This is a genomic window from Pyramidobacter sp. YE332 (assembly GCF_033060595.1).
In the GTDB taxonomy this organism is placed as follows: Bacteria; Synergistota; Synergistia; order Synergistales; family Dethiosulfovibrionaceae; genus Pyramidobacter.
Map to the genome: position 1 here is coordinate 522,125 of NZ_CP133038.1, position 25,067 is coordinate 547,191.

The following is a 25,067-nucleotide window of genomic DNA, read 5'->3' on the forward strand; positions in this document are numbered from 1 at the left end:
ATGTCACCTCATTGTTCTGTGCTTAGGTGGACGTGTTTTAACATCATTCTGACGATGCGCATCAGCCGTTCCGCCGCGCCGGACAGCAATTCCGGGGCGCGGGCGATCGACTCGTCGAGCGTCATTGGGCCTGTCGCCGCCGGCATGATCACGTCGATGCCGTGGTCGTATACTTTTTCTGCGCCCGGTTTCATGGCGCCGACGACGGCCGCCACGGGGATCCGCCCGTGACGTTTGGCTCTCCGGGCCACGCCGACGGGCACTTTGCCGTATGCTGACTGCCCGTCGATGCTGCCTTCGCCGGTGATCACCAGATCGCAGCCGCTCATGTGCGCGTCAAAATGGATCAGGTCGAGCACGGTGTCGATACCCGGCTGGATCCGGGCGCCGCAGAACAGGACCAGCGCCGCTCCCAGTCCGCCGGCCGCGCCGCAGCCGGGAACGTCCAGTACGTCGCGCCCCAGGTCGCGCCGCGCGGTCTGCGCGAAACGATACAGCGCCGCGTCAAGCCGCGCGATCATCTCGGGCGTCGCGCCCTTTTGCGGCCCGTAGACCGTCGACGCGCCGTCCGGTCCGCAGAGCGGGTTTCTCACGTCGCAGGCCGCCGTGAAGCGGCATCCCGCCAGCCGCGCATCGAGGCGCGACGCGTCGATGCGGTCCAGCCGCTCCAGCCCGGCGCCGCCGGGGCCGAGTTCGCGCCCCGCGGCGTCGGAAAACGAAACGCCCAAGGCTTGCGCCATGCCCATGCCCGCGTCGTTCGTCGCCGAGCCGCCGAGGCCGATCAGAAATTTCCGGCAGCCCTCGTCCAGCGCCGCCCGGATCAGTTCTCCCGTGCCGCGGCTTGTGGCGAGCAGCGGATCCAGCCTTTGACGCGGTACCAGCGGCAGCCCCGAAGCCGCCGCCGTCTCGATGACGGCCGTCCCGTCGGGCAGGATCGCAAACTCGGCTGCGGCCGGTTCGCCCAAGGGGCCTGTAACGTTCGCCGTTTTCTTCGCGCCGCCCAGCGCCGACAGCAGCGCGGCGGCCGTGCCCTCGCCGCCGTCGGCCGCGGGCAGACGCACGACCTCGGCTTGCGGAAAAACGGTCGCGATCCCTTGCGCGAACGCGCGCGAAGCTGCCGCAGCCGTGCAGCATCCCTTGAATGAATCCGGCGCCACCACAATCTTCACGCTGATCGTCTCCTTCAAGCCGGGGTATTCGAATTCCGTAAAACGATTATAAAAAAGTCGTACGCCATTGCCATGTCTTGTAAAATAAAATTTTATGTATAATACTGTTATGAAAAACATCCCGTTCTTGTGCAGGCGTTTTTTCAAGACGCGTTTTCGCGTCCCGACGCGCGTCCTGGAGGACGCGGGGGGCGCGCGCCTCGCAAACGGAGGAGGACTCTGTAAGATGAACATCTCTCGCGACAGCGCCATGCGCATCGTCACCGAAATGAGTTCCATCATCGGACACGACGTCAACATGATGGACGAGCAAGGCATCATCATCGCCAGCACCGATCCGGAACGGCTCGGCACGTTCCACGGCGGCGCGCGCGAACTGCTTCGGCAGGGGCTCGGCGAGCTCGTCGTGAGCGGCGACGGCGAATATCCGGGCGCCCGCAGGGGCATCAACCTGCCCGTCTGCTTCGAAGGCGCGACGGTGGGCGTGATCGGCATCACCGGCAAAGGGAACGAGGTGCAGCAATACAGCCAGATCATCAAGAAGATGACCGAGATCCTGCTGCTGGATTCCTGGGGCGAGCGTCAGAAGCAGCTTCGCGCCGCCATGTGGAGCCAGTTCATGGAGGAATGGCTTTTCTCGTCCGCAGAGTTGGTCGGCGAGCGTTTCGTCGAGCGCGGGCTCGAGCTCGGCATCGACATCCGCAAGCCGTTTCAGATTTTTGTCGTCGCGCTGGAGCAGCGCGGCGCGGCGGAAGAGCAGGAGCGCCTCGGTCGCGTCGAGGAGGCGGTCCGGCAGGTCGTGCGGGAGGCGACGGGAGGTTTTTACTACAAACTGCCTTTCCGTTATGTCTGTTTCGTATCTCCCGTCGACGAGGAGCGGCTGCGCGAGATGGCCGGCCGCGTCTATGAAAACGTGGAGCGCTGCGGTTTTCGCTCTTTCATCGGCATCGACGCCGAGCCTGTCGACTGCCGGCACGTGCGCGGCGCTTACGATCGCGCCGGCAAGGCGCTTCGGGCCGCGGTGCAGAATGGGGAGCGCTGCGCCTTTTATAACGGCGTCGATATCGAATTTATCGCCGGCGAAATGCCCCTCAAAGCGCGCCGGGATTTCATCGCGCGCCTTTTTCGCGGGTGTTCCGAGCGCGACTGCGGCGAAATCATGGATTTCCTGCCCGTCTATTTTCGCTGCAACGGTTCGATTCAGGCCGCTGCGAAAGAGCTTTGTCTGCACAAGAATACCGTGCAGTACAAGCTGCGCCGCATCCACAGACTGACCCGTCTCGATCCGCGCAGCCTGAAAAATGCGGCGATCTTCGAGGTCGCCCTCGCCATTCTCAAGACGCTGAGATCCGACGCGGCGGCCGGCGCGCTGCATTTATAAAGCGGGCGGTCGAAACGCCGAGAGAAAACGGGGCATGAAAAAGTTCCGCGGCACACCGACCCAACGGTGTGCCGCGGAACTTTTTCATGCCCCGTTGGGCGTCGTCGGGAAGACGCGGGTCTGCATCAGGTCGATGACGTGGTACAGAAGTTCTCCGGTCTCGTCCTGCAGCGCCGGGCGCAGGTCCACGCGGTAACGGCGCTGCAGGTCCAGCAGGCGGGCGCGGAGGCATTCGGCGTGCCGGCGTTCGCGTTCGCCGCCGAGAGTATCGAAGGTGAGCTGGCGCGCGTACGTTTCGCTGAGGTTCTGGAGGCCGACGCCGATCAGGCGCACGGCGCTCTTCTCGATCCCGGCGAGCAGGGCCGAGGCCGCCTGATAGATCTCGTAGGGATGGTCGACGCTTTCGCCGCTGCGGGAGCGTGTGACGGTCTTCATGTTCCAGTAGGTCGCCTTGATCGTGACGGTGCGCCCGTTGAGGCCGAGCGCGCGCAGCCTGCCGCCCAGGTCGAACGACAGCAGCAGGAGCACGTCGCGCAGGTAGCCGAAATGCGAGGTGTCTTTCTGGAACGTGACTTCGCGGCTGACGGACTTGGCGTCGGCGGTGTCGGCGGGAGTGACGGGGCGGTCGTCGATGCCGAGGGACAGTTCGGCGAGGTGCCGTCCGGTTTTGTCTCCGAGCAGGGCGGCGAGCCGTTCGCGGTTGTTCTGGACGTCGCGCACGGTGTGGATGCCGGCGTGGTAGAGTTTTTCCGCGGTCCTGGCGCCGACGCCGTAGAGCACGGTGATGTCGCGGTCGACGATGAGGTCGATGAAATCCTGCGGCGTGAGGATCTCGAAGTAGCCGTCGGGCTTCTTTTCCTCGCTGGCGAGCTTGGCGGACGTTTTCGAGTAGCCGATGCCGACGGAGCAGGTCAGGCCGGTTTCGGCCCTCGTGCGCTCCTTGATGAGGCGGGCGACGCGCCGGGCGCCGCCGAACCGGCGCGCGGAACGGGTGACGTCGAGATAGCCTTCGTCGAGCGCCACGTATTCGGCGGCGTCGGCGTAAGAACTCCAGATGGCGTGCAGCCGGGCCGAAGCCCGGCGGTACTTTTCCCGGTTGGGGTGCATGAAGATCCCCCGCGGGCAGCGCCGGTACGCTTCCTTGATGTTCATGGCCGAACGCACGCCGAACCGGCGCGCTTCGTAGCTGCACGTGGCGACGACGCCGCGCTCGTCGGGCAGCGCGCCGATGATCAGCGGCCGGCCTTTCAGGGCCGGGTTGTCGCGGATCTCGACTGCGGCGTAGAACGCGTCCATGTCGACGTGGATGACGGTCCTTTGTATGGGCGTCTTTACGGCCGCTTGTGTCATGGTCCCCCTCCTTTTTCCCCGCGCTATTCGTACGCGACGCCTGACGGTCCTTTACGGAAACAGCGTCAGCTGTTCGCCGCGGCCCCATTGATGCCGCGACATGTCGATGCGGCCGTCGGCGAGGAACGTGACGCCTTCCGCTTCCAGCATACTGCGCTGCCGCTCCCGCCCGCCGAAGGCGAAGTCGGGCGCCAGCGTTCCCGTCTTGTTCACGACTCTGTGGCAGGGGAGATCCTGTTCCGCTCTGACGCGGGACATCACGTGTCCCGCCTCGCGGGCGGCGCCGGGCATTCCCGCCATTTCCGCGACCTGACCGTAGGTGGCGACTTTCCCTCTGGGAATGGCCGCCACGATCTTATGGACGGCCCGTTCAAAGGCCGGCGTGACGGGGATCTCGCCCGCAAATTTTTCGTTTCTCATCGGTTCGCCTCCTGTTTGATCGTCTGCGCAAAACGGCGCCTGCGCGGTCGAAAATCAATTTGTCATCAACAAAGTTATTTAGACACTATGAGTATCTCATTCGCGCCTGACAAAGTCAATACGGCCGGTTTCTTCCCGCGGGACGGAGATGCGCCGCGCGCAGTTCGTACGGCTGCCGCGTCGCCGAAAGCGAATCCGGCAAAGAAACAAGAGAAATTAACGATGATATTGATTTTTTTGCGCCTAAAACGTATAATAAACGCGTGAGCGAAGTTAAAAAAACGGGAAGATGGTTCCCGTTTTTTGCCGCAGGAGGCATCCGGCCTCAGGCGATTTTACGAAAGGTTGTGGTGTTCGAATGTCCGAAAACGCAGCGCCCCGCAGTTCGGCTTTATGGAAGTTCGTCGTTTTCAGTTTGTTCGGCCTGTTCATGTTTTTCTTCAAACTCGAGTGGCTGAGCCCGAACCTGAAGAGCGTGCCGGTCGATTTCATCGTCAGCTCGCTGCAGAGCCGCGCGATGCCGGCCGTGAAGATCTTTATCCTCGCGGTCATGTACGTCGGCGCGGCGATGCCCTTTATCAAAGGCACGTGGAACAAAAACGGCATGGACATTTTCATGTCGATAGCCAAAATCTGCGGCGCCGTGATCGGCACGATCATGTACTTCGGCCTGTGGCGGAGCAACGCCTGGCTGTGGCGCGGCGACATCGGCCCGTTCCTGTTCGACAAGCTGGCGATCCCGGTCGGGCTGGTGATCCCCATCGGTTCGGTGTTCCTCGCCTTTTTGGCCAGCTACGGCCTGATGGAGTTCATCGGCGTGCTGGTCGACTGCGTCATGCGTCCGCTGTTCCGCACGCCGGGGCGTTCGGCCATCGACGCGGTGGCCTCGTTCGTGGGCAGCTATTCCATCGCCCTGATCATCACCAACGGCGTGTACCGATCCAACCGCTACACGGCCCGCGAGGCGGCCGTCATCGCCACGGGATTCTCGACGGTCTCGATGACGTTCCTGCTGGTCGTGGCGCGCACGCTGGGGCTGATGGATCACTGGACGCCGTATTTCTTCGTGGCCATGCTGGTGACGTTTATCGTCACGGCGATCACGGCGCGTCTCTGGCCGCTGTGCTCGATCCCCGACACGTATTTCGACGGCGCGGCGGCGCCCGAGCCTCGCCTCGAGGGCGGCCGCCTCGAACGCGCCTGGCAGATCGGCATCCGCACGGCCGCCGCCCAGCCCAACGTGTTCAAACTTTGCGGCGACAATCTGTGGGCCGGTTTGAAAATGGCTTTCGCCGTGATCCCCGCGATCACTTCGGTGGGGCTGCTGGGGCTCTGGCTGGCGGAATTCACGCCGGTGTTCGACTGGTTCGGCTACGTCTTCTACCCGTTCTTCAAGGTCTTCGGCGTGGCGCAGCCCGTGCTCGGCGGCAAGGCGGCGGCGATCTGCCTGCCGGAGATGTTCCTGCCCGCGATCCTGATCAAGGGCTCCGGCACGATGCTGCTCAAGTTCGTCATCGCCGTGGTCAGCATCTCCGAGATCCTGTTCTTCTCGGCCAGCATCCCCTGCATCATGGGCACCGACATCCCGCTGAAGATCCGCGATATCCTTGTGATCTGGTTCGAGCGCGTCGTGCTCTCGATCCTGATCACGGTCCCCATCGGCATGTGGATGGGCTTCAGCGACGCGGTGCAGGCGGCCGCGAAATAGCGCGAAAAAAGGACGACGCCGCAAAAGGCGCGCAGATCCAAAAAGCACAAGGGGACCGCGGCGCGCGGCTCCCTTTTTTTGTTTGGCGTCCGCGGGCAAAATTTTGACCGACGCTGTTCAATGAGATAAAATGAACCCGGAATAACGGCGGTGGCGGGAAAAAAACGAGGCCCCGCCGCTGCCGCGAAGTGGGAACGGACGAAAAGACTGAGTGAAACGAGGCTCTCTGAATGACGAAAAATGCAATGAAAAGGTGGCCGCTCCTGATCCTGGCCGTGTTTTTGTGGAGCGCGGCCGCGTGGGGCGCACCCTCGCCCGCGAGCGGGGATAAAACTCCGGTGGCCCTCGGCGATCAGTCGCCCGAAGCCGGCGAACCGGCGACTTTCAACGAAGGCATCCAGGCGTGGAGCTCCAAGGATTACGAGCTGGCCTACCGCATTTTTCAGGCCAACGCCGAAAAGGGATCGCCCCAGGCCATGACGGCTCTCGGCTATATGTACACGATGGGCAGCGGCGTCGCCGAAGATTTCGCGGTCGGCATGCGCTGGTACCGTATGGCCGCCGCCGCCGGCGAACCGTACGCCATGTACGCCCTCTACGAACTCATGCACGCGCATCCGGAGCGCGAGGCCCATCCCGGCGAGGCCATGGAAATGCTCGAGGCCGCCATCGAGAAGAACATTCCCATGGCCTGTCAGGAATATTATCAGGTGCTTCTTCAGGAAGGGAAGGGCGGAGACGCGCTCGAATACGTGAAAAAATGCGCCGAAGGCGAACAGCTCTGGGCCATGACCGTTTACGGCGCGGCGCTGGGCGAACGCGGATCCGCCGCGGAAGCGGCCGCCGGTCTGGAACTGCTGAAAAAAGCCGCGGCCAAGGGCGATGCGGCCGCCTATTACGTGGCCGCCGACATGGAAAAAAAACGCGGCCGCGTGGATGAAGCCAAAAGACTGCACGGGCTGGCGGCCAAGGCGGATTACGCCCCCTCCATGTACGAGCTGGGACGCCTCGCTCTGGACGAAGGCAAAGGCGCCGAAGCTTCCGAACTGCTGCTGAAGGCGGGCAAAAACGGCTCGTGGGGCGCCTACGTCCTGTTGGGACGCATGAGCGAAAAAGGCAAGACCGTGAAAAAGGATCCGGCGGCCGCAGCGCGCTACTACAAAATGGCCGCCGATGCCGGCGATCCCGCCGGATGCAACGAGCTGGGGCGCTTGACCGAAAAGGGGAACGGCATCGCGCAGTCTTATACGGACGCTTACCGTCTTTACGCGCTCGGCGCCGAAGGCGGCAACGGCGAAGCCCTGTACAATCTGGGACGCATGGAGATCTACGGCCTCGGCACCGAGAAGAACGAACAGGCCGGTTTGGCCAAGCTGAAAAGAGCGGCCGAAATGGGCGAATCGGAAGCGATGACCGCCCTGGCAACGTTTTACATGGAGGGCAAGATCGTCGCCGCCAACCGCGGCGAAGCCCTGCGCCTTTACCGCGAAGCCGCCGAACACGGCAATCCGCGCGCGCAGTTCATCATGGGGGAGCAGCTCAAATCCGACACCGACCGGGAAAAAATGGAGCAGGCTCTGAAATATTACGAGAGAGCCGCCGAGAGCGGCTCCGCCGACGCCCAGTTCGCGCTGGCCCAATGCTACTCCGACGATCGCTGGCACGCGCCCGATCTGGTCCGCGCCGTCAAGTGGTACAACGCCGCCGCCGAACAGGGGCATCCCGCGGCGATGTGCGCCATGGGCCTGTTCCGTCTCGACGCGGCCGAAAAGGACAGCGAGATCCGCGCCGCCGCGGCAATGATCGACCGGGCGGCGGAAGCCGGCTACGTCCCCGCCGAGTATACGCTGGGACTGCTGTACGAGCAGGGACAGCTGGGAGAGCGCGACATCCGCAGCGCCGTCATCCATTACCGGCGCGCCGCCGAACGCGGCGACGCCAACGCGCAGATCCGTCTGGCCGGCATCATGAAGCGCGGCGACTACGGTTATTCGGTCAATCTGCAGGAGTCGTTCCGCTGGTACCTCGCCGCCGCCCGGCAGGGCAGCGAACTGGCGCAGTGCAACGTGGCCGCCATGTACGCCGCCGGTTCGGGCGTGGACAAGGACGAACGCGAGGCTTTCCGCTGGTACACGGCTGCCGCCGAAGGCGGCAGCGCGCAGGCGCAGTACAACCTCGGCCTGATGCGGCTGCGTGGCATCGGCACCTGGAAAGATGCCGACGAGGCGCTCAAATGGCTGGAAGAATCCGCCAAATTGGGTTACGCCCCCGCTCAGAACCTGCTGGGCACGCTTTATTCCGAAGGCGTTGTGGTGAAGCGTTCCTTCGACGTGGCGCAGCGCTGGCTGCAGGCCGCCGCCGAGAGCGGCTCCGCCGCTGCGCAGTTCAATCTCGGGCTGCTCTACAGCTACAGCCCCGAGGGCGAACCCTCCGCGGCCATCAGCTGGTTCGAACAGGCGGCCAATCAGGGGCACGCGCTTGCCGCCTGGTACCTCGGCAGCGCTTATGAAGAAGGACGCGGCGTCGAAGCCGATTTTGCCAAAGCGCGCCAATATTACCAGCTTGCCCGCGACGCCGGCAGCAAACGCGCGGTCGAAGCCCTGCAGCGCCTCGACCGGAAGGAAAAAGAATCCCGCCTCGACGCCCTGCGCGGGACCGTCCCGCAGCGGTGAGGGCGGCTCGCGCGGACGAGCGGGATACGGCGAGATGAAAAAATCGGCCGGGATCGTTGGGGATCCCGGCCGATTTGTGTTGGCGAAGATTTTTGATTATTCGAGCGTCCGCTGCGCCGCTTCGATCACGTGCTTGGCGAGCACGGTGGTGGTGACGGAGCCGACGCCGCCGGGCACGGGCGTGGAGGCGCGGGCCTTCTGCGCCGCTTCGGGGGCGACGTCGCCGCAGAGCTTGCCCTCGGCGTTCACGTTGATGCCCACGTCGATCAGCACCTGATCGGGAGTGACGAACGCCTCGCCGACGGCTCCCGCGTGCCCCACGGCGGCCAGCAGCACGTCGGCGCCGCGGGCGACGGCGGCGGCGTCGCGGGTCTTGGTGTGGCAGATGGTCACGGTGGCGTTCTGCGCCAGCAGCATCATCGCCAGCGGGCGGCCGACGACGAGGCTGCGCCCGAAGACGACGGCGTTCGCGCCTTTCAGTTCGATCCGGTAATGCCTGAGGATCTCCATGCAGGCGGATGGCGTGCAGGGAGGAAAGCCCACGGCCTTGCCGGAATAAACGCCAGCCTGCGACGCGGCGGTGATGCCGTCCACGTCCTTTTCGGGGGCCAGCGCCGCGCGCACGACCGCTTCGTCGATGTGCTTCGGCAGCGGCATGAAGATCAGGCAGCCGTGGATCGAAGCGTCGGCGTTGATTTTGGCGATGACTTCCAGCAGTTCGTCCTGCGAAGCTTCGGCGGGCAGCGCGAACTGTTTCACTTCCAGTCCCACGGTCGCGGCGCGCTTGGTCGCTCCTCGCTCGTAGGCGAGGTCGTCGCCGCGTTCGCCCATGCGCACGATGGCGAGGCAGGGGGAAACGCCGCGGTCTTTGAGCTTCTGCACGTCGTTTTTGAGCTGCGCGGTGAGGGCGGCGGCCACGGCCTTGCCGTCCAGGATCTGAGCCATAAAAATCACATGCCTTTCCTGATTGAAATCGGAGAACGAAAGCAGCCGCGGAGAAGCGGCGGAGCGGCGAAACGGAAAACAGGACAACGGGATTTCCAGAACGCTCTGCGAAAGGATTTGAAGGATTTCGCAAATATCCTGCTTCGCTGAAGGGGCGTTCAAAAAACGTCCTCTGCTTTTTTGCGCTTCACCCTGTCTGCCCTCCACTTCTTCGTTCCTCCGTGGTTGCCGTTGTTTTTGAGACAGGCGCGTCAGGCGCGCAGGGAATTCATGACGGTTTCGTAGATTTTGTCGGCGCGGCCGCGGCTGCCGGCCAGCATCTTTTCGGCGCGGGCGTCGATGGCGGCGGCGTTGGCGCGGTCTTTCATGGCTTTGGTGTTGATGAACACGTTCAGCGCCGCGCCTTCGAGCGCCGCGCGGCACAGGGCCGCGCCCACGCCGGCGTCGCTGACGGCCAGGCGCGAACCCTTTTCGGCGAAGACGGCCATCAGGCCGATGGCTTCGCAGCATTTCTCCATGATCCGCAGCGGCACGCCGCAGGCGGCGCCCAGCGCCGCTTCCATGACGCGGTCTTTCTCCGCCCGCTGTTCTTCCGTGTCTTTGGGCAGGCCGTAAGCGGCGGCCAGCGGCGCGAAGACCTCGGCGTCCTGTTCCACCAACGCCAGCAGGTCGGCCTGCAGTGCGTCGCATTTGGCCTGCAGGCTTTTGATCTCCTCCTCGACGGCGGCGTACTTCTTCTTGCCGACGGTGAGGCTGCCCACCATGTTGCCCAGCGCGGTTCCGATCGCGCCGCAGAGCGCGGACGCGCCGCCGCCGCCGGGCACGGGCGCTTTGGTGGCGAGGACGGCGACGAAATCGGAGCAGGATTTTTCGGTCATCTTCATGGGACGAGTTCTCCTTTTTTTCGCGGTCATTCGAATTTGAAAAGGAACATATAATTTGACGTCAGGTATCGACTGGCTCGGCGCGATGGATTTCCACGTGGAACATTTTCGTGCCGGCGCGGCGCGTTTGAAAAAAGGCGGACTGTTTCACGCAGTCCGCCCGATTTTTTTAGAACAGCCCCGAGATCTTGCCGTCGGAATCGACGTCGATGCGCTCGGCGGCGGGGATCTTGGGCAGCCCGGGCATGGTCATGATCTCGCCCGTCAGCGCCACGATGAAGCCCGCGCCGGCGCTGACCTTGAGGTTGCGCACGGTGACTTCGAAACCGCGGGGCGCGCCCAGCAGCGTGGGATCGTCGGAGAAGCTATACTGCGTCTTGGCCATGCAGATGGGCAGATTACCGAAGCCCAGTTCTTCCAGCTGCTTCATCTGCTTGCAGGCGTTAGCCGTAAGGACGACGCCGTCGCCGCGGTAGATCTTTTTGACGATGGCGTCGAGCTTCTGCTCGATGGTCATGTCGAGGTCGTAGGCGTAGCTAAAGTCGTTGGGCAGCTCGCAGAGGCGCACCACTTCCCTGGCCAGCTCCACGCCGCCGTCGCCGCCCTTGCCCCAGACTTCCGACAGGGCCACGTTGACGCCCAGCTCGCGGCATTTGTCGGCGATGAGTTTCAGCTCGGCCTCGCTGTCGGTGGGGAAACGGTTGATCGCCACCACGGCGGGCAGCTTGTAGACCTTGGTGATGTTCTCCACGTGCTGCAGCAGGTTGGGCAGCCCCTTTTCGAGCGCGGCCAGATTCTCGTCGTTCAGCTCGGCCTTGGCGACGCCGCCGTGATGCTTGAGCGCGCGCACCGTGGCGACGACCACCACGGCCGAGGGCTTGAGCCCGGCGAAGCGGCACTTGATGTCGAGGAACTTTTCCGCGCCCAGGTCGGCGCCGAATCCGGCCTCCGTGATCGCGTAGTCGCCCATCTTCAGCGCCAGGCGCGTGGCCATGACGGAATTGCAGCCGTGAGCGATGTTGGCGAACGGGCCGCCGTGGATGAAGGCGGGCGTGTGCTCCAGCGTCTGCACCAGATTGGGCTTGAGCGCTTCCACCAGCAGCGCCGCCATGGCGCCCTGAGCGTGCAGGTCGCCGGCCGTGACGGGCTTGCCGCTGCGGCTGTAGGCGACGATGATGCGCGCCAGGCGGGATTTGAGGTCGTCGATGCCGGACGCGAGGCAGAAAACCGCCATGACCTCGGAAGCGACGGTGATGTCGAAGCCGTCCTCGCGCGGCACGCCGTTGGCTTTGCCGCCAAGGCCGCAGACGATGCTGCGCAGCTGGCGGTCGTTCATGTCGACGCAGCGCCGCCAGATGATGCGGCGCGTGTCGACGTCGAGAGAATTGCCCTGCTGGATGTGGTTGTCGAGCATGGCGGCCAGAAGGTTGTTGGCCGCGCCGATGGCGTGAAAATCGCCCGTGAAGTGCAGATTGATGTCTTCCATGGGCACGACCTGGGCGTAGCCGCCGCCGGCCGCGCCGCCCTTGACGCCGAAGACGGGCCCGAGCGAAGGCTCGCGCAGCGCCACCATCACGTTCTTGCCGATCTTGCGCAGGCCGTCGGCCAGGCCGACCGTGGTCGTCGTCTTGCCTTCGCCGGCGGGCGTCGGCGTGATAGCCGTGACCAGCACCAGTTTGCCATCGGGGCGCGGGCAGTCTTTCAGCAGATTGACGTAATCGATCTTGGCTTTGGCGCGGCCATAGAACTCCAGATACTTCCCGTCGATCCCCGCGCCGCGGGCGACTTCCTCGATCGGAAGCATAGGCGTTGACTGCGCGATCTCGATATCGGACGTGTAGGACATGTGAACCCCAACCCTTCTGAATGAATTTTACGGCCGTCTGATCGTGCGACGCCGTAATTATGTTTCTTTACCGCTCGTAAAGCTTCAAGCCGAAACGCGGGGCGCTTACAGTATCTTGGCGAGACGCCGGTGGTAAAAGCCGAGCCAGTTTTCTTCGGCGTAACGGCCGCTTGCCTCCGGCTCGTGCGCTTCGATGGCGTCGATGATGGCGTTGTGCTCGCGTACGGACGCCATCTTGTCGGGGCCTCTCTCAAAATACAGATTTTCGCAGCGGTTGGCGTGAAGCGTCAACGTGTATATTATATCAGAGATGTAAGCGTTGTCAGCCATCTCCAAAAGATATCCGTGGAATTGATTGTCGAAGGTGGCAAGTTTCTGATTTTCTCCCGCTTCGATAGCTTTCTGAAAAACGGCGTTCAATTCACGCAGTTTTTGTATGTCGCCGTTTTTCTGCTTCTGGCAGGCGAGCCGCGCCGCGCAGCCTGAAAGCAGCGCCAGCGCTTCGTAGATCGTGAACGTGTTGTTTTCGTCGAGCGGGGAGACGTGCGTCCCCTTCGACGGCTCGACATACACCAGTCCCTGCTCCGACAAACGCTGTAGCGCTTCGCGCACCGGCGTGCGGCTGACGTCGAAATACTCGGCGATTTCCTGATCGCTGATGCGTTCCCCGGGCTTCATGGTGCCGTTGACGATCCAGCTTTGGAGGGTCCTGTAGATTTTCTCTTTGGCGCTCTCGCGTATGAATTTTTGTTTTCTCTGAGGAATAGGCATTGTTTTTTCCCTGGCTGTCGTTGAATTTTGTGCTGTACCGCTCGCCCTGATCCCGCGGCGCGCTTTTTGCCGCTTCGTAGAGGATTTATATACGATATGCAACAGAAACAAGTATAACATTTTTACGGACAAGATACACAAAATACCTTTGTAAAATCACAGGGCAAAAAATAAAAGTTCGTAATGTTTGGGAGAAACGTTTCTTCAAATAAAAACGGCGGGACGCGGAGCGGAGGCTTTCGGCCTTTTCCATCCGCGGCCCGCCGTTTCGGGCGGAGCGATTAATTCAGTCCCGTCGCGACGTTGAATTCTTCGATGAGTTTGTCGATCTTCGGAGCCATGGTACGGATCTCGCCCCAGTAATTGTCGGCGTCGTACCACTGGCTATGCAGTTCTTCGCTGGTTTTGCCCTGCTGCTCGATCCATGTGTAGTACTTCAGGTTATGGACGCGCAGGCGTTCGGGATAGGTGAGCTCCAGCGCATTATCGCTTTTTTGCCCGTGCAGGCGGCTCGCGAAGTCGACTTCGGCGTTAACGGCGCCGTACGCCCCGAATTCCGCTTCGAGTTCCTGCAGGCGCGAGCCGTACATTTCCATCGAGTCGGTAAGAATGGTGAAAACGACGTCGTGCTCGTCCATTTCGTAGTACTTGGCGGCCTTGATCGCGCTCAGCAAATTAGCGACGCCGGAAATGCCCAGCAGATCCAACTGTTCCGTAAGGGCCGCGGGCACTCCCGCGCGGCGGAGGAATTCGCGACCGGCAGGTTCGTTGAACAGGCGGATCAGTGCCATGCAGTCGTTATCGTCGATGGCGGTGACCATGTCCGTGTTGCGCACGTTGTGTACCCAGGGCACGTGTTTGTCGCCGATGCCTTCGATGCGGTGTGCCCCCCAGCCGTTGCGCAGCAAGGTGGGGCATTGCAGCGCTTCGCTGGCGACGATCTTCATGCCGGGCCAGATCTGTTTCAGATAGTCGCCGCTGGCGATCGTCCCGGCGGAGCCGGTCGTGTAAACGGCCGCGGCGAGGCGGTCGCCCGGGCGCATGCAGCCTTTCGCCACTTCTTCGAGCGCGCCGCCCGTAACTTCGTAATGCCACAGATAATTGCCGAACTCCTCGAACTGGTTGAAGATCACCACGTCGTCGCGGGTCGAGCGCAGTTCATGGACTTTGTCGTAAATTTCTTTGACGTTGCTCTCCGTGCCGGGCGTGGCGATGATCTCGCCGGCTACGGTGCGGAGCCAGTCGAAGCGTTCCTTGCTCATGCCTTCGGGGAGGATGGCGATGGAGCGGCAGCCGAGCAGCTGGGAGTTGTACGCACCGCCGCGGCAATAGTTGCCCGTCGAAGGCCAGACGGCCCAATCGCGGGTTGGATCGAACTGTCCCGTGACAAGACGGGGTACAAGGCAGCCGAAACTTGCGCCGACTTTGTGGGCCCCGGTGGGGAACCATTTGCCGACGAGAGCGAAAATGCGCGCCTTCACTCCCGTCAGCGAGCTGGGAAACTCGATGAAGTTGACGCCGCCGTAGAGCCCGCCGGAAGTTTTGGGCTCGTTCTTCCAGGTGATGCGGAACAGGTTCAGCGGATTGACGTCCCACAAGCCGGTTTCTTTCAGTCCTTCCTTGACTTTCGCCGGCGTCTCCTTGTCGGGGTTTTTCATCTGGCGGAAAGTGGGGATGAGGATATGCCGCGATTTGGCGCGCTCGATGCCGTTCTTTCGTCTTTCCTTGTCGACGAGCAGGTTGATTTGGTCGTACATTTTGAGTCTCTCCTTAATAAATAAAATTGGGGGGAACGCCGAAGCGTATAAAAATGCCGCGGATGAGTCGTTTGGGCAAAAACGCCGTCAGCCGAGAATTTTTATCAGTTCCTCCATGTTTGGGGCGACTTTTGCAGCCGGCGGAACCGCTTTCTGCGCCGAGGCGACGTCTTTGAGGCCGTTGCCTGAAATGATCACGGCGACGCGGTCCGACGCCTTGAGACGTCTTTCGCGAGCGAATTTGACGAAACCGGCGTAGGCCGTCGCTCCCGCGGGCTCGGCGAACACGCCGCTTTTTCGCGGCAGTTCGGCGACGGCGGAAAGGATCTCGGCGTCGCTGACGGCGGTCGTATTCCCATGAGAAGCGCGGATCGCGTGAAGCGCTTTCGCCCAGTTGTGCGGCGCGCCCACGTCGATGCTGTCGGCAATCGTGTGCGAGGGGCCGAATACGACTTTATCGGCGCCCTCCTGAATCGCCCTGTGGATCGGGCAGGCGCCCTCCGCCTGAACGCCGATGATCTGAGGAATATGGTCGATGACGCCGATCTTGTACAGATCGTAAAAACCCTTGTACGTCGAACTGACGATGCAGCCGTCGCCGACGGAGACGAAAACTTTGTCGGGGACGTCCCAGTCGCACTGTTCCGCGATCTCCATCGCGCAGGTCTTTTTCCCTTCGACGAGGAACGGGTTGATCGCGCAGTTGCGGTCGTACCAGCCGTAATGTTCGATGGCCTCGATCGCCAGCCGCACCGCTGCGGCGTAATCTCCCTTGACGAGGAACACCCGTGCGCCGAACACGAGCAGCTGCGTCACTTTGGCGACTGGCGCCGTTTCCGGAACGAAGATCACGCTTTTCAATCCCATGTTGGCGGCGAAACCCGCGAGCGAACTGGCGGCGTTGCCCGTCGACGCGCAGGCGAGAACGTCGCGGTTTAGCTCCGCGGCGAGCGTTACGGCGACGGCGCTGGCGCGGTCTTTGAGCGAAGCCGTGGGATTGCGTCCGTCGTCCTTGATCAGAAGCTGCCCGACGTCGTATTCGGACGCGATCTGGGGCATATCGTAGAGCGGCGTCCAGCCGACCTGAAGCGTGGGGCGGCGCGAATTTTTCCGCATCGGAAGCAGGGCTTCGTAGCGCCAAAGACTGAAACGCGGATCCGCCGCCAGAGAGGTGCGGTCGATCTGTTTTTTCACTTCGTCGTAGTCGTACAGCACGTGCATAGTGCCGTGGATCCCGCAGTCGGGACACGTTTTCAACGTGCTTTCGGCGGGGAATTCGCGCCCGCAGAGGGCGCATTTGAGCGTGTAGAAAGCCATGACGTGCCTCTAGCGAAGAACGGCGCGGACGATGCCCTGATAGCCTTCGCAGGCCTTGCAGAGCTGGTCGATCTCGATGTATTCGTCGACCACGTGGGCCAGCGATTCGAGCGAGCCGCCGAAGCCGACGGTGGGGATCCCCGCCTTGCCGGCGTAATAGCTGCCGTTGGTGCAGAAAGCGTAATGGGAGAATTCCGGATTCAATCCGGCGTTCCTCAGCCCTTCCAGCGCCGCCGCGACGAACCAGTTGTCTTCGGGGAACAGCCAACCGGGCGCGTAGCGCGTCGCGGAGATCGTCTCGCCGGTGTAGCACTTTTCCGTGCCGGTAGCCAGATAAACTCTGGCGTCCAGACGGGGATCGAGCTTCTTCTGCGCGTCGACGATGTCCTGAATCTGCTTCAGCACCTCGGCGTCGGTTTCTCCCACGAGCAGACGCCGGTCGTACGTGACGCGGCACTTTTCGGGCACGACGCTGGCGCCGGGATAAGGGGAGGAAATGATGTCGGTCAGTTCGAGAATGCCTTTGCCGAGCACAGGCTGCTCTTTAGGCTTGAAATCGCGCTCGATGGCGGTCAGAAGCGGCGCCATCGTCTTTACGGCGTTAAGGCCGACCTCGGGATTGGACGAGTGGGCGGATTTCCCCAGAGTCTCCAGAACCACTTCGGCGCGGCCGCGCTGGCCGCGTTTCAGATTCAGCGACGAAGCCTCGCCGATGATCACGCAGTCGGGCTTCCAGCGGATCCCCAGTTCCTCGGAAGCGACGCCCTCGAAGCATTCTTCGTGCACGCCGCCGCAGACGATCAGTTCTCCGTTAAGTTCGGCATGATTTTCTTTGAGCAGTCTGGCCGCCATGATTGCGGCGCCCAGATTGCCCTTCATGTCGCTCGTGCCGCGGCCGTACATGCGCCCGCCGACGATCTCGGCCGCGAAAGGATCGTGAGTCCATTTGGAGCGGTCGGCGATGTCGACGTGATCCATGTGGCCTTCGAAGAGCAGCTTTTTGCCGCCTTTGCCGAATACCATGCGCCCCGAAACGTTGCCGTAACGGTCGCGTTCGGTGGAGTCGAAGCCGAAGCGCTTCATCGCGTTTTCGACAAAATCGGCGATTTTGTCCTCGTGCCCGGAAAGACTGGGACAGCGAATCATGCCGCGAACCAGTTCGACCAATTCGTCCTGCCATTTTTCACTCATCGGGAAAAGCCTCCTTGAACGTTTAATGAATGGTTTCGGTTTTTCTGCGTAATTATTGAGTCTGGCTATAAGTTGTTGTCCTTAGTCCATTGCTTGTAAACCTTGAAAAATATAGGCGCGAGCGCAAGCATGGCGATCATGTTGGGGATGCCTTCGATGCCGGTTGAAATGTCGACGATCGTCCAGACCAGATCGACGTCCTGCGTCACGGCGACGAACGGCGGGATCAGCCAGAAAACGTTGAAGATTCCCATATTTTTTTCGCCGAAGACATAAACGACGGACGTCTTGTATTCGAAGTAGTAGCCGATCATCGTCGTGAGAGCCGCGAGCATGACGGATATGGAGACGATCCACGCGCCGAATTTTCCGTACAGCGTATCGAATGCGGAGATGGTAAGGGCGATGCCGTTCAAACCGCCGCTCCACACGTCGGGAGCCGAAAGCAGGATAACGAACGCGGTCATCGAACACATCACGATCGTATCGACGAAAACTTCGACGATGCCGTACAGACCCTGCTGGCAGGGGTGCCTGGTGATCGACGTGGCGTGAACCATCGAAGCCGTTCCCAGTCCGGCTTCGTTGGAGAAAACGCCTCGCGCCGCGCCGTACCGGACGGCGAGGATCATCGTGCCTCCGGCAAAACCGCCGACGGCCGCATGGGGGTTGAAAGCGTACTTGAAGATCATGCCGACCACTTCGGGCAGTCGCGCAATGTTCGTAAAAATAACCCCGAGCGAAAATACGGTATAGACGACGACAAAGTAAGGCATGATACTTTCGGCGAAACGCCCGATGCGTTTGAAACCGCCGAAGCATACGAGCGCGGTGAGAATGACAGCGCAGACGACGGTGGCCAGGGGCGGGATACCGAAAGTGCTCTTGAGGGCCGAAGCCATCGTGTGAGGCTGGACCCATACGGCGGTGCCGAGGGCCCCGACGATCATCATCACGCCGTAGAACATGGCGAGCGGCTTCCATCTTTTACCCATGCCCTTTTCGATGTAGTACATCGGGCCGCCGTAAAAGGCGCCGCTCTCCGTTTGCTCGCGGAAATGAACGGCCAGAACGACCTCGACGAATTTCGTCATCATGCCGAAAAGGCCCATGATCCACATCCAGAAAACGGCTCCCGGACCGCCGGTCGCGATCGCGGTCGCCACTCCGGCGATATTGCCGTTGCCGATACATCCGGCGAGAGCCGAAGAAACGGCCTGCAGCGGCGTGATCGTGCCTTCGCCTTCGAGCGCGTCCTTTCTGAAGCACTTGCCGAGCGTTTCTTTGAGGACGTAAGGAAGCTTGCGGATTTGAAAAAATCTCGTCCCCAAACCGAAAATCAGACCGCACAGGAAAATGAGAATCATCATGGGCCAGCCCCAAAGCTCGCCGGCCAGCCAGTTTAAAAATTTCGACATGATCGCTTGCCTCCTTCTTGGCTTGTGATGAAATACGAAAGACGCCGGACTTGTTACGCGCGAATGGAACGCTCCGTCGCTATCGCCTGAAAAAAATCACTCCTTATCGAATCGCAGCACTTTGCCCGCTTTCCCCTTGACGACTTGATTGCCGTCGACAACCAGCCGGCCGTTGACGACGACGTATGGAATTCCGGCGGAGTACTGCATGGGATCGGTATAAGTCGCTTTGTCGGCCACCGTCTCGGGATCGAAAATGGCGATGTCGGCGGCATAGCCTTCCCTGAGTAAACCGCGCTCTTTCAGCTTGAAGATGGAGGCGGGACGGGAGGTCATCTTGCGGATCGCTTCGGGCAGCGTCATCAGTTTGCGCTCGCGCACGTAACGACCGAGAATGCGCGAGAACGAACCGTATACGCGCGGATGCGGACGGGCGCCGAGAATGCCGTCGGTGCAAGGATTTTGGAGACGATGCGCTATGATGGCCTCGACGTGCTCTTCCAGTCCGTAAAAGTCCACCAGGCCGACCGCCAGTTCCTCTTCGAGCAGCAAATCGAACGAGGCGTCGAAGGGATCTTTGCCGCGGATCTGGCCGATCTCGATCATATTCTTGCCGACCAGGTCGGCGTTCTTCGGCGTCTTCACGAACGTCACGAAAATGTTTTCCATGCCGGCGAAATCGACGAAATTGTCCCAGCCGGGGATCCCCTTGGCGATGTCGGCCTTCATGCGCGCGCGGGCGTCCTTGTCGGCGAGACGGGCAAGACATTTTTCCGCGCCTCCGTCGTGGGCCCACGGCGGCAGAATGACGCTGAACGTGGTGCTGCCGGCGGCGTAAGGGTACTGGTCGAACGAAAGCTGGATATCTTTTTCCCCTTCGTCGAGCTTTTTCATGACGGCGTCGAAGAGATGGGCATTCTTCATGCCGCAGACTTTGAAATGCGAGAAATGAATGGGGCAGCCCGACTTGCGGCTGATGCGGAACACTTCGTCCATCGAGTTGAGGATGTCGTCGGCTTCGCTGCGCTGGTGAATGACGAACGGCAAATTGTATTTGGTCAGGACGCTGGTGACCGCGGCGATCTCATCTTCCGTCATATAGTTGCTGGGAGGGTAGATGAGCCCTGTGGAGAGGCCGACCGCGCCCGCGCCGATGCATTTTTCCAGCAGATCCTTCATCATGTCGATCTCGCTGGCCGTGGCGGGGCGGTTCTCAAGACCCATTACGCACATGCGGATATTGCCCGTCGGCGCCAGGTAGGCGAGATTGGGCCCCAGCGGCATCGCGTCGAGGCGTTTCAGATAGTCTTCGGCGGAGCGCCATTTCCAGTCGACCGGGTACTGTCCCTCCAGCCCGGCCATCGTCTTTTCCCATGAAGACAGAAATTCCGGCACGACGGGAGCCAGCGACATCCCGTCCTGACCGATGATGTCCGTCGTGACGCCCTGAGTCGTTTTATTGGTGATTTCGGGTTCGACCAGAGCCACCAGGTCGGAGTGACTGTGCGTGTCGATAAAACCGGGAGCCACCGCCAGCCCCGCGGCGTCGATCGTGCGGCGTGCCTCGGCCTGAACGCTGCCGACGGCGGCAATTTTGCCGTCTTTGACTGCCACGTCGGCGCGAAAGCCTTCCTTGCCGTCGCCGGCATAGCACATGCCGTTTTTGAGCAACAGATCGTACGTCATTGCCTTCCCTCCTCAAAAAATTTAAATCAAGACTCTCTCGAACGTGAGTTAAAGCTTCCGCCGTCCGTTTACCACGCGCCGACGACGTTCGCGCCCAGAAGCAGCTCGGGCAGCCAGCACGACAGGAAAGGGAAATACGTTGTCAGCAGCAGGACGGGGATGGAAACGTAGAACAGGAAAGGCAGCATCGCTTTCGTCAGGTCGGCCGCGGAGATTTCCGACAGACGCGACCCGACGAAGATCGACATGGCGAACGGCGGCGTCATCACACCGATGCCGACGTTGACCACCATGATCGCGCCGAGGTGGACCAGGTTGACTCCCAGTTCCGTCATCAGGGGCAGCACCAGCGGCACGACCAGAATGAGAATGGGAATACCGTCGAGGAACATGCCGAGGAAGAGCAGGAATACGTTGAGCATGAGCAAAATCATGTACTTGCTCGAAAACATCGAAAGCATGGCCGACGCCACCTGCTGAGCCACGCCCTGCCGGGTCAGGTAACGGGTCAGAACCGTGCCGCCAGCCAACAGCAGCGTGGTCATGCCGAACGTTCCGACCGTGCTGGATAAGGCTTTTTTCAGGCGCTTCCAGGTCAGTTCGCGGTAAGCGAACCAGCCGACCAGCAGACAGTAAATAGCCGCGATGCCGCCGGCTTCGTTGGGCGTAAAGATGCCGCCGTAAATGCCGATCAAAATCAGCGCCGGACAGCCCAGCGCCGGCAGGGCTACCCAGCCGGTGCGGCACACCTGTTTGACGGAAGCGATAAAAGTCTTGGGCAGCTCCGGGACTTCAACGCTGGAGGATGTGTATTTGTCGACGTAAAGGTAATTGAGGATGCAGTAGCCGAGAGCCAGCAGCAGACCGGGAAAGACGGTGGAAAGGAACAGCGCGCCGACCGATTGTCCGGCCAGCAGACAATAGATCATGGCCGGCACGCTGGGCGGAATCAGATATCCCAGATAGCTGGACGAGCAGAGCAGCGCCGTCGTGTAGACGCGGCTGTAACCGAATTTTTCCAGTTTGGGAACAAGCAGGGGAATCAGCGCGGCGATACAGGGAACTGAAGACCCCGTAAGCGCCCCCATGAACAGCGTGGCGACGATGCCGACGGCCGTCAGGCCGCCCTTGAGGCGCCCGACCAGCGCGTAAGAAAAATTGACGATGCGGTCCGCCAGCCCGGCCTCGCCGATGAGAGCGCCGGAAAAAACGAAAAAGGCAATGGCCATGACCGTCGAGGAGTCGAGCGAATGGAAAAAGGAGTTGGCGATGAAGGTCATCGTGCCGCCGCCGAGAATGACGCCGAGGGCGGTCGCGCCGATGAAAACCCAGCCGATGGGCAGCCCCGCGACGATACCGACGAGGAACGTAACGAGAGTTGTGGAAGTGCCGAGATCGAACATTACTCCTTCACCTCTTTTTCCCAACGGAGTTTTTGCAGCTCGAAAATATCCTCGCAGACATGCCAGCCGTAATGAAGAACGCTCAACACGATCATGACGCCCATGGCATACACGAGCCAGCTCGTGTTGAACCAGCGCACCAGCGTGGCGAACTCGGGATGCTTCCAGGCGCGTTTGACGACGCGCAGCGTGGGGCTCCACATGGCCAGGATCATCGCGACGGTGACGGCGCTCTTCGCCATGTCGAACAGAGCGCGTTTCGCCCGGCTGTCCTTGCACAAGACGTCGGGAAGGATGTCGACGGCGATGTGCGTCTTCACGGCGGCTCCGTAGGAAATCGCCACATAAATAGTGAAAATAAAGATGTACAGCGCCGCGTCGCTGATCCACATGATTTCGAAATGGAGCCAGTAGCGGTTTACCACCTGACAGAACGTGAGGATTATGGCCAGCAGGAGCCCGAGAGAGCCGAGAAAGAATTCGGTTTTCTGCAGGAAAGAAAAGAGTTTTTTCATAATGCACCGCCTTTTCTGTCACAGAGATCTTGCTTCAAAAAAGGGGACGGCTTTCGGGCCGCCCCCTTGTGAGACTGATCGTTACTTTGCAGCTGCGGCCTTGTCGGCTAATACTTTTTCGCGATTGATTCGGAGCTGGTCGAGAATCTTCACGGTCATATCCTGACCGGGGAAGTGCTTGTCGAGCCACGGCTTGCAAAGATCGTTCCAGTTGTCGAGATTGCGGGCGCAGTTGCGGAACTCGGCGCGCTCCGCCTCGGTCGGATAGTAAATTTCGAAGTTCGGCTGCTTCTTGAGGAACTCTTTGAAATTGTCCTCTTCGGCGATTTGGATGGCGTACTGATCGGCTTCGGCTTCGTCGGCCGCCTTCCGGATCGCGGCTTTGAGATCGTCGGGCAGCTTCGCCCAAAGTTCGGCGTTGATGACGACTTGATTGGCGTCCCACATCCAATCCAGAGACGTGTAATACTTCATGACCTCGCAGTGACGCTCCTCCACGAGCGAAGGCCACATATCCCAGCAGCCGTCGACCACGCCCTTCGCCAGGGCGTGGTAAAGATCGCCCCACGGCACGGTTTCGACGGTCATACCCGTTCCCTCGGCCATGTTCTGCAGGCCGCGGACGCAGCCGAGCGACGAAGAAACACGCATTTTCAGATTCTTGAAATCAGCCGGCGTTTTGATCGGGCGCACGCTGTTGCCGATGCCGTAGGAGCCCTGCGAAACGGTGAACAGAATGTGAACGCCGACTTCCTTCATGGCCTCCTCGAGAGGCACGTAGAGACATCCGTCGGGGCGCGAGAAAGCCATCTTGCACTCTTCCCACGATTCGACGGTCCACGGCATCCAGTTGAACATGCCGCCGGGAACGAGATTGACGTAAGGAGCGAAACCGCACATCTCGATTTCGCCGTCCTGCACGGCGTGGAAGATCTCATTGAGAGTCCCGAGCTGATTGTCGGGGAAAAACTCGACTTCGATACGGCCGTTGCTGTATTTCTTGATTAACTCACAGAAAAGTTTGTAGGACTTGCCCTGCGAGGCACGGACCGAGGTCTGCCCAAAACGCCACTTATACTCCGGAGCGGCGGAAGCCGTGCCGGCGCCCAAAATCATAACGACAGCTGCTGCGGCGAGTGCCTTTCTCACAAAACACGTTCTGACCATAGTGATTCCTCCTAGAATAATGTAGTCGCACTTGTTGACAGATTATTGAACGGAACAATCTGCGATAATGTCAGCATGCAGTGTGAGCGTCGCCGTTTGTTTCCTTGGGGACATTTCCTCGTAAAGGAGAGTGGCGCCTCACCTCTTGCGGCAGTTCACGAATGAGCTGGATGTTGAGACCGAAAGTCTTCTCCGTCTGTCCAAGGAGGTTGTGAGCCGCAGGAAGCGTGAGAATTCACCTGCAAATACGTTGTGGTGAGGTGACTCATGTACTATCTTGGTATTGACATCGGGAAGAACAATCACGAAGCAGGGCTTATCAGGGAGGACGGCAGCCACGTCGGCAAGTCGCTGCGTTTCGCCAATGCGCAGGAGGGCTTTCAGCAGCTTCTGCTCTTTCTCGAACAGAGTCTTCCCGAGCGGGAGGCTTTCTGTATCGGCATGGAGGCGACCGGTCATTACTGGCTCGCGCTCTACTCCTTTCTGCGGGAGCAGGGTTTTGCTCTGCATGTGATCAACCCGATCCAATCCGACAGTCTGAGGAACTTCCACATCCGGAAGCAGAAAACGGATGCGGTCGACTGCTTTCTGGTGGCTGAGGTGATCCGTTTCGGCTCGTTCAGCGAAACTCATCTGGCTGATGAAGATATCATGGCGCTGCGCAATCTGGCCCGTTTCAGAGAGTCGCTCAAGGACTCCTGCGCCGACTACAAGCGACAGGTCGTCACCGTTCTGGATCAGGTGTTTCCGGAGTATGCTGCCTTGTTCTCCAACGTCTTTGGCGAGAGTTCAAAGGCATTTCTCAAGACGTACGGCACTCCGGAACAGGTGGTCGACGTGAACACGAAATCGCTGGCCGCTTTGCTCAGAAAAACCAGCCGGGGCCGGCACGGTACTGACAAAGCCCGTGAGCTCAAGTCTCTGGCGGCGCGTTCGGTCGGCCTGACTCTGTGTTCGGATGCCTTTGCCTTTCAAATCAGGATTCTCATCGAACAGATCGAATTCACGGAGAAGCAGATCGATGAGATCGACAAGAAGATCGCCCGGCAGCTGAGGAAGTTTAGCTCTGTCATCCTCACTGTCCCCGGCGTGGGGCCGGCGACGGGCGCCGTGATCCTCGGTGAGATCGGCGATATCAGTCGTTTCTCCAATCCCAAGAAACTCGTCGCCTTTGCCGGGATCGATCCGACTTCGTTTCAATCGGGGAACTATGTCGGCCAGCACAACCGCTTGTCCAAGAAAGGATCCCCCTACCTGAGACGAGCTGTCTGGATGTCGGCGCTGATAGCAGTCAGATGCGATCCTGTCTTCAAAGCGTTCTACGAAAAGAAGCGCGGTGAGGGGAAAGCGCATGGGACTGCATTGGGGGCTGTGTCGAGAAAACTGCTTTATACGATTTACGCTGTTCTGAAAGCCAACAAACCTTACGAGGTACGCCGCCAGGGCATAGAATGATCCTGTTCCCGC

Annotated in this window: 19 protein-coding genes; 4 read left to right on the forward strand and 15 right to left on the reverse strand. The window is 60.8% G+C overall.

The window, feature by feature from the left end:
• Positions 1-8: 8 nt before the first annotated feature.
• Complete coding sequence (locus tag RAH42_RS02455) at positions 9-1,169, reverse strand: glycerate kinase (protein WP_317539889.1); 1,161 nt, start codon at positions 1,167-1,169, stop codon at positions 9-11.
• A gap of 226 nt (positions 1,170-1,395) precedes the next feature.
• Here RAH42_RS02455 and RAH42_RS02460 point away from each other — a divergent pair, with 226 nt between their 5' ends.
• Complete coding sequence (locus RAH42_RS02460) at positions 1,396-2,550, forward strand: sugar diacid recognition domain-containing protein (protein WP_317539890.1); 1,155 nt, start codon at positions 1,396-1,398, stop codon at positions 2,548-2,550.
• Between the two features lie 84 nt (positions 2,551-2,634).
• Here RAH42_RS02460 and dinB read toward each other — a convergent pair whose 3' ends face one another.
• Together dinB and RAH42_RS02470 are read right to left on the reverse strand one after the other, a co-directional pair.
• The gene (gene dinB / locus RAH42_RS02465) at positions 2,635-3,900 is read right to left on the reverse strand and encodes a DNA polymerase IV (protein ID WP_317539891.1); all 1,266 of its coding nucleotides are present in this window, start codon (positions 3,898-3,900) and stop codon (positions 2,635-2,637) included.
• Positions 3,901-3,951: 51 nt separating this feature from the next.
• A complete protein-coding gene (locus tag RAH42_RS02470) occupies positions 3,952-4,320 on the reverse strand; it encodes an MGMT family protein (RefSeq protein WP_317539892.1) in 369 nt (122 codons plus the stop codon).
• Positions 4,321-4,678: 358 nt separating this feature from the next.
• Here RAH42_RS02470 and RAH42_RS02475 point away from each other — a divergent pair, with 358 nt between their 5' ends.
• Positions 4,679-6,028, forward strand: a complete 1,350-nt coding sequence (locus RAH42_RS02475; RefSeq protein WP_317539893.1) for a YjiH family protein — start codon at positions 4,679-4,681, stop codon at positions 6,026-6,028.
• A 230-nt stretch (positions 6,029-6,258) separates the two neighbouring features.
• On the forward strand, positions 6,259-8,700 hold the full coding sequence (locus tag RAH42_RS02480; protein WP_317539894.1) for a hypothetical protein: 2,442 nt from the start codon (positions 6,259-6,261) through the stop codon (positions 8,698-8,700).
• 96 nt (positions 8,701-8,796) lie between these two features.
• On the opposite strand, the gene RAH42_RS02485 is transcribed toward RAH42_RS02480, so the two are convergent.
• The 12 genes from RAH42_RS02485 to RAH42_RS02540 all read right to left on the reverse strand — a co-directional run bounded on the left by RAH42_RS02485 (position 8,797) and on the right by RAH42_RS02540 (position 23,600).
• A complete protein-coding gene (locus RAH42_RS02485; RefSeq protein WP_120372895.1) occupies positions 8,797-9,645 on the reverse strand; it encodes a bifunctional 5,10-methylenetetrahydrofolate dehydrogenase/5,10-methenyltetrahydrofolate cyclohydrolase in 849 nt (282 codons plus the stop codon).
• A gap of 251 nt (positions 9,646-9,896) precedes the next feature.
• Complete coding sequence (locus RAH42_RS02490; RefSeq protein WP_317539895.1) at positions 9,897-10,529, reverse strand: cyclodeaminase/cyclohydrolase family protein; 633 nt, start codon at positions 10,527-10,529, stop codon at positions 9,897-9,899.
• 169 nt (positions 10,530-10,698) lie between these two features.
• On the reverse strand, positions 10,699-12,375 hold the full coding sequence (locus RAH42_RS02495) for a formate--tetrahydrofolate ligase (RefSeq protein WP_317539896.1): 1,677 nt from the start codon (positions 12,373-12,375) through the stop codon (positions 10,699-10,701).
• 105 nt (positions 12,376-12,480) lie between these two features.
• Positions 12,481-13,146 carry a GntR family transcriptional regulator gene (locus RAH42_RS02500; RefSeq protein WP_009165972.1) on the reverse strand — a complete coding sequence of 222 codons (666 nt, stop codon included), beginning with the start codon at positions 13,144-13,146 and terminating at the stop codon, positions 12,481-12,483.
• A 281-nt stretch (positions 13,147-13,427) separates the two neighbouring features.
• On the reverse strand, positions 13,428-14,903 hold the full coding sequence (locus RAH42_RS02505) for a pyridoxal-phosphate dependent enzyme (RefSeq protein WP_078015684.1): 1,476 nt from the start codon (positions 14,901-14,903) through the stop codon (positions 13,428-13,430).
• Between the two features lie 87 nt (positions 14,904-14,990).
• Complete coding sequence (thrC, locus tag RAH42_RS02510; RefSeq protein ID WP_078015683.1) at positions 14,991-16,220, reverse strand: threonine synthase; 1,230 nt, start codon at positions 16,218-16,220, stop codon at positions 14,991-14,993.
• 9 nt (positions 16,221-16,229) lie between these two features.
• A complete protein-coding gene (locus tag RAH42_RS02515) occupies positions 16,230-17,411 on the reverse strand; it encodes a YgeY family selenium metabolism-linked hydrolase (protein ID WP_078015682.1) in 1,182 nt (393 codons plus the stop codon).
• Positions 17,412-17,476: 65 nt separating this feature from the next.
• On the reverse strand, positions 17,477-18,829 hold the full coding sequence (locus tag RAH42_RS02520) for a sodium:alanine symporter family protein (protein WP_317539897.1): 1,353 nt from the start codon (positions 18,827-18,829) through the stop codon (positions 17,477-17,479).
• 96 nt (positions 18,830-18,925) lie between these two features.
• Positions 18,926-20,515 carry a D-aminoacylase gene (locus tag RAH42_RS02525; RefSeq protein WP_317539898.1) on the reverse strand — a complete coding sequence of 530 codons (1,590 nt, stop codon included), beginning with the start codon at positions 20,513-20,515 and terminating at the stop codon, positions 18,926-18,928.
• Positions 20,516-20,583: 68 nt separating this feature from the next.
• Entirely contained in the window at positions 20,584-21,918 is a 1,335-nt protein-coding gene (locus tag RAH42_RS02530) for a TRAP transporter large permease (protein WP_009165965.1), read from the reverse strand.
• Positions 21,918-22,433: a TRAP transporter small permease gene (locus RAH42_RS02535; protein WP_009165964.1), complete on the reverse strand. Its 516-nt coding sequence runs from the start codon at positions 22,431-22,433 to the stop codon at positions 21,918-21,920. The genes RAH42_RS02530 and RAH42_RS02535 overlap by 1 nt, the downstream gene beginning before the upstream one ends.
• Positions 22,434-22,514: 81 nt before the next feature.
• The gene (locus RAH42_RS02540) at positions 22,515-23,600 is read right to left on the reverse strand and encodes a TRAP transporter substrate-binding protein (protein ID WP_317539899.1); all 1,086 of its coding nucleotides are present in this window, start codon (positions 23,598-23,600) and stop codon (positions 22,515-22,517) included.
• Between the two features lie 267 nt (positions 23,601-23,867).
• Here RAH42_RS02540 and RAH42_RS02545 point away from each other — a divergent pair, with 267 nt between their 5' ends.
• Entirely contained in the window at positions 23,868-25,055 is a 1,188-nt protein-coding gene (locus tag RAH42_RS02545) for an IS110 family transposase (protein WP_317539900.1), read from the forward strand.
• Positions 25,056-25,067: the final 12 nt, after the last annotated feature.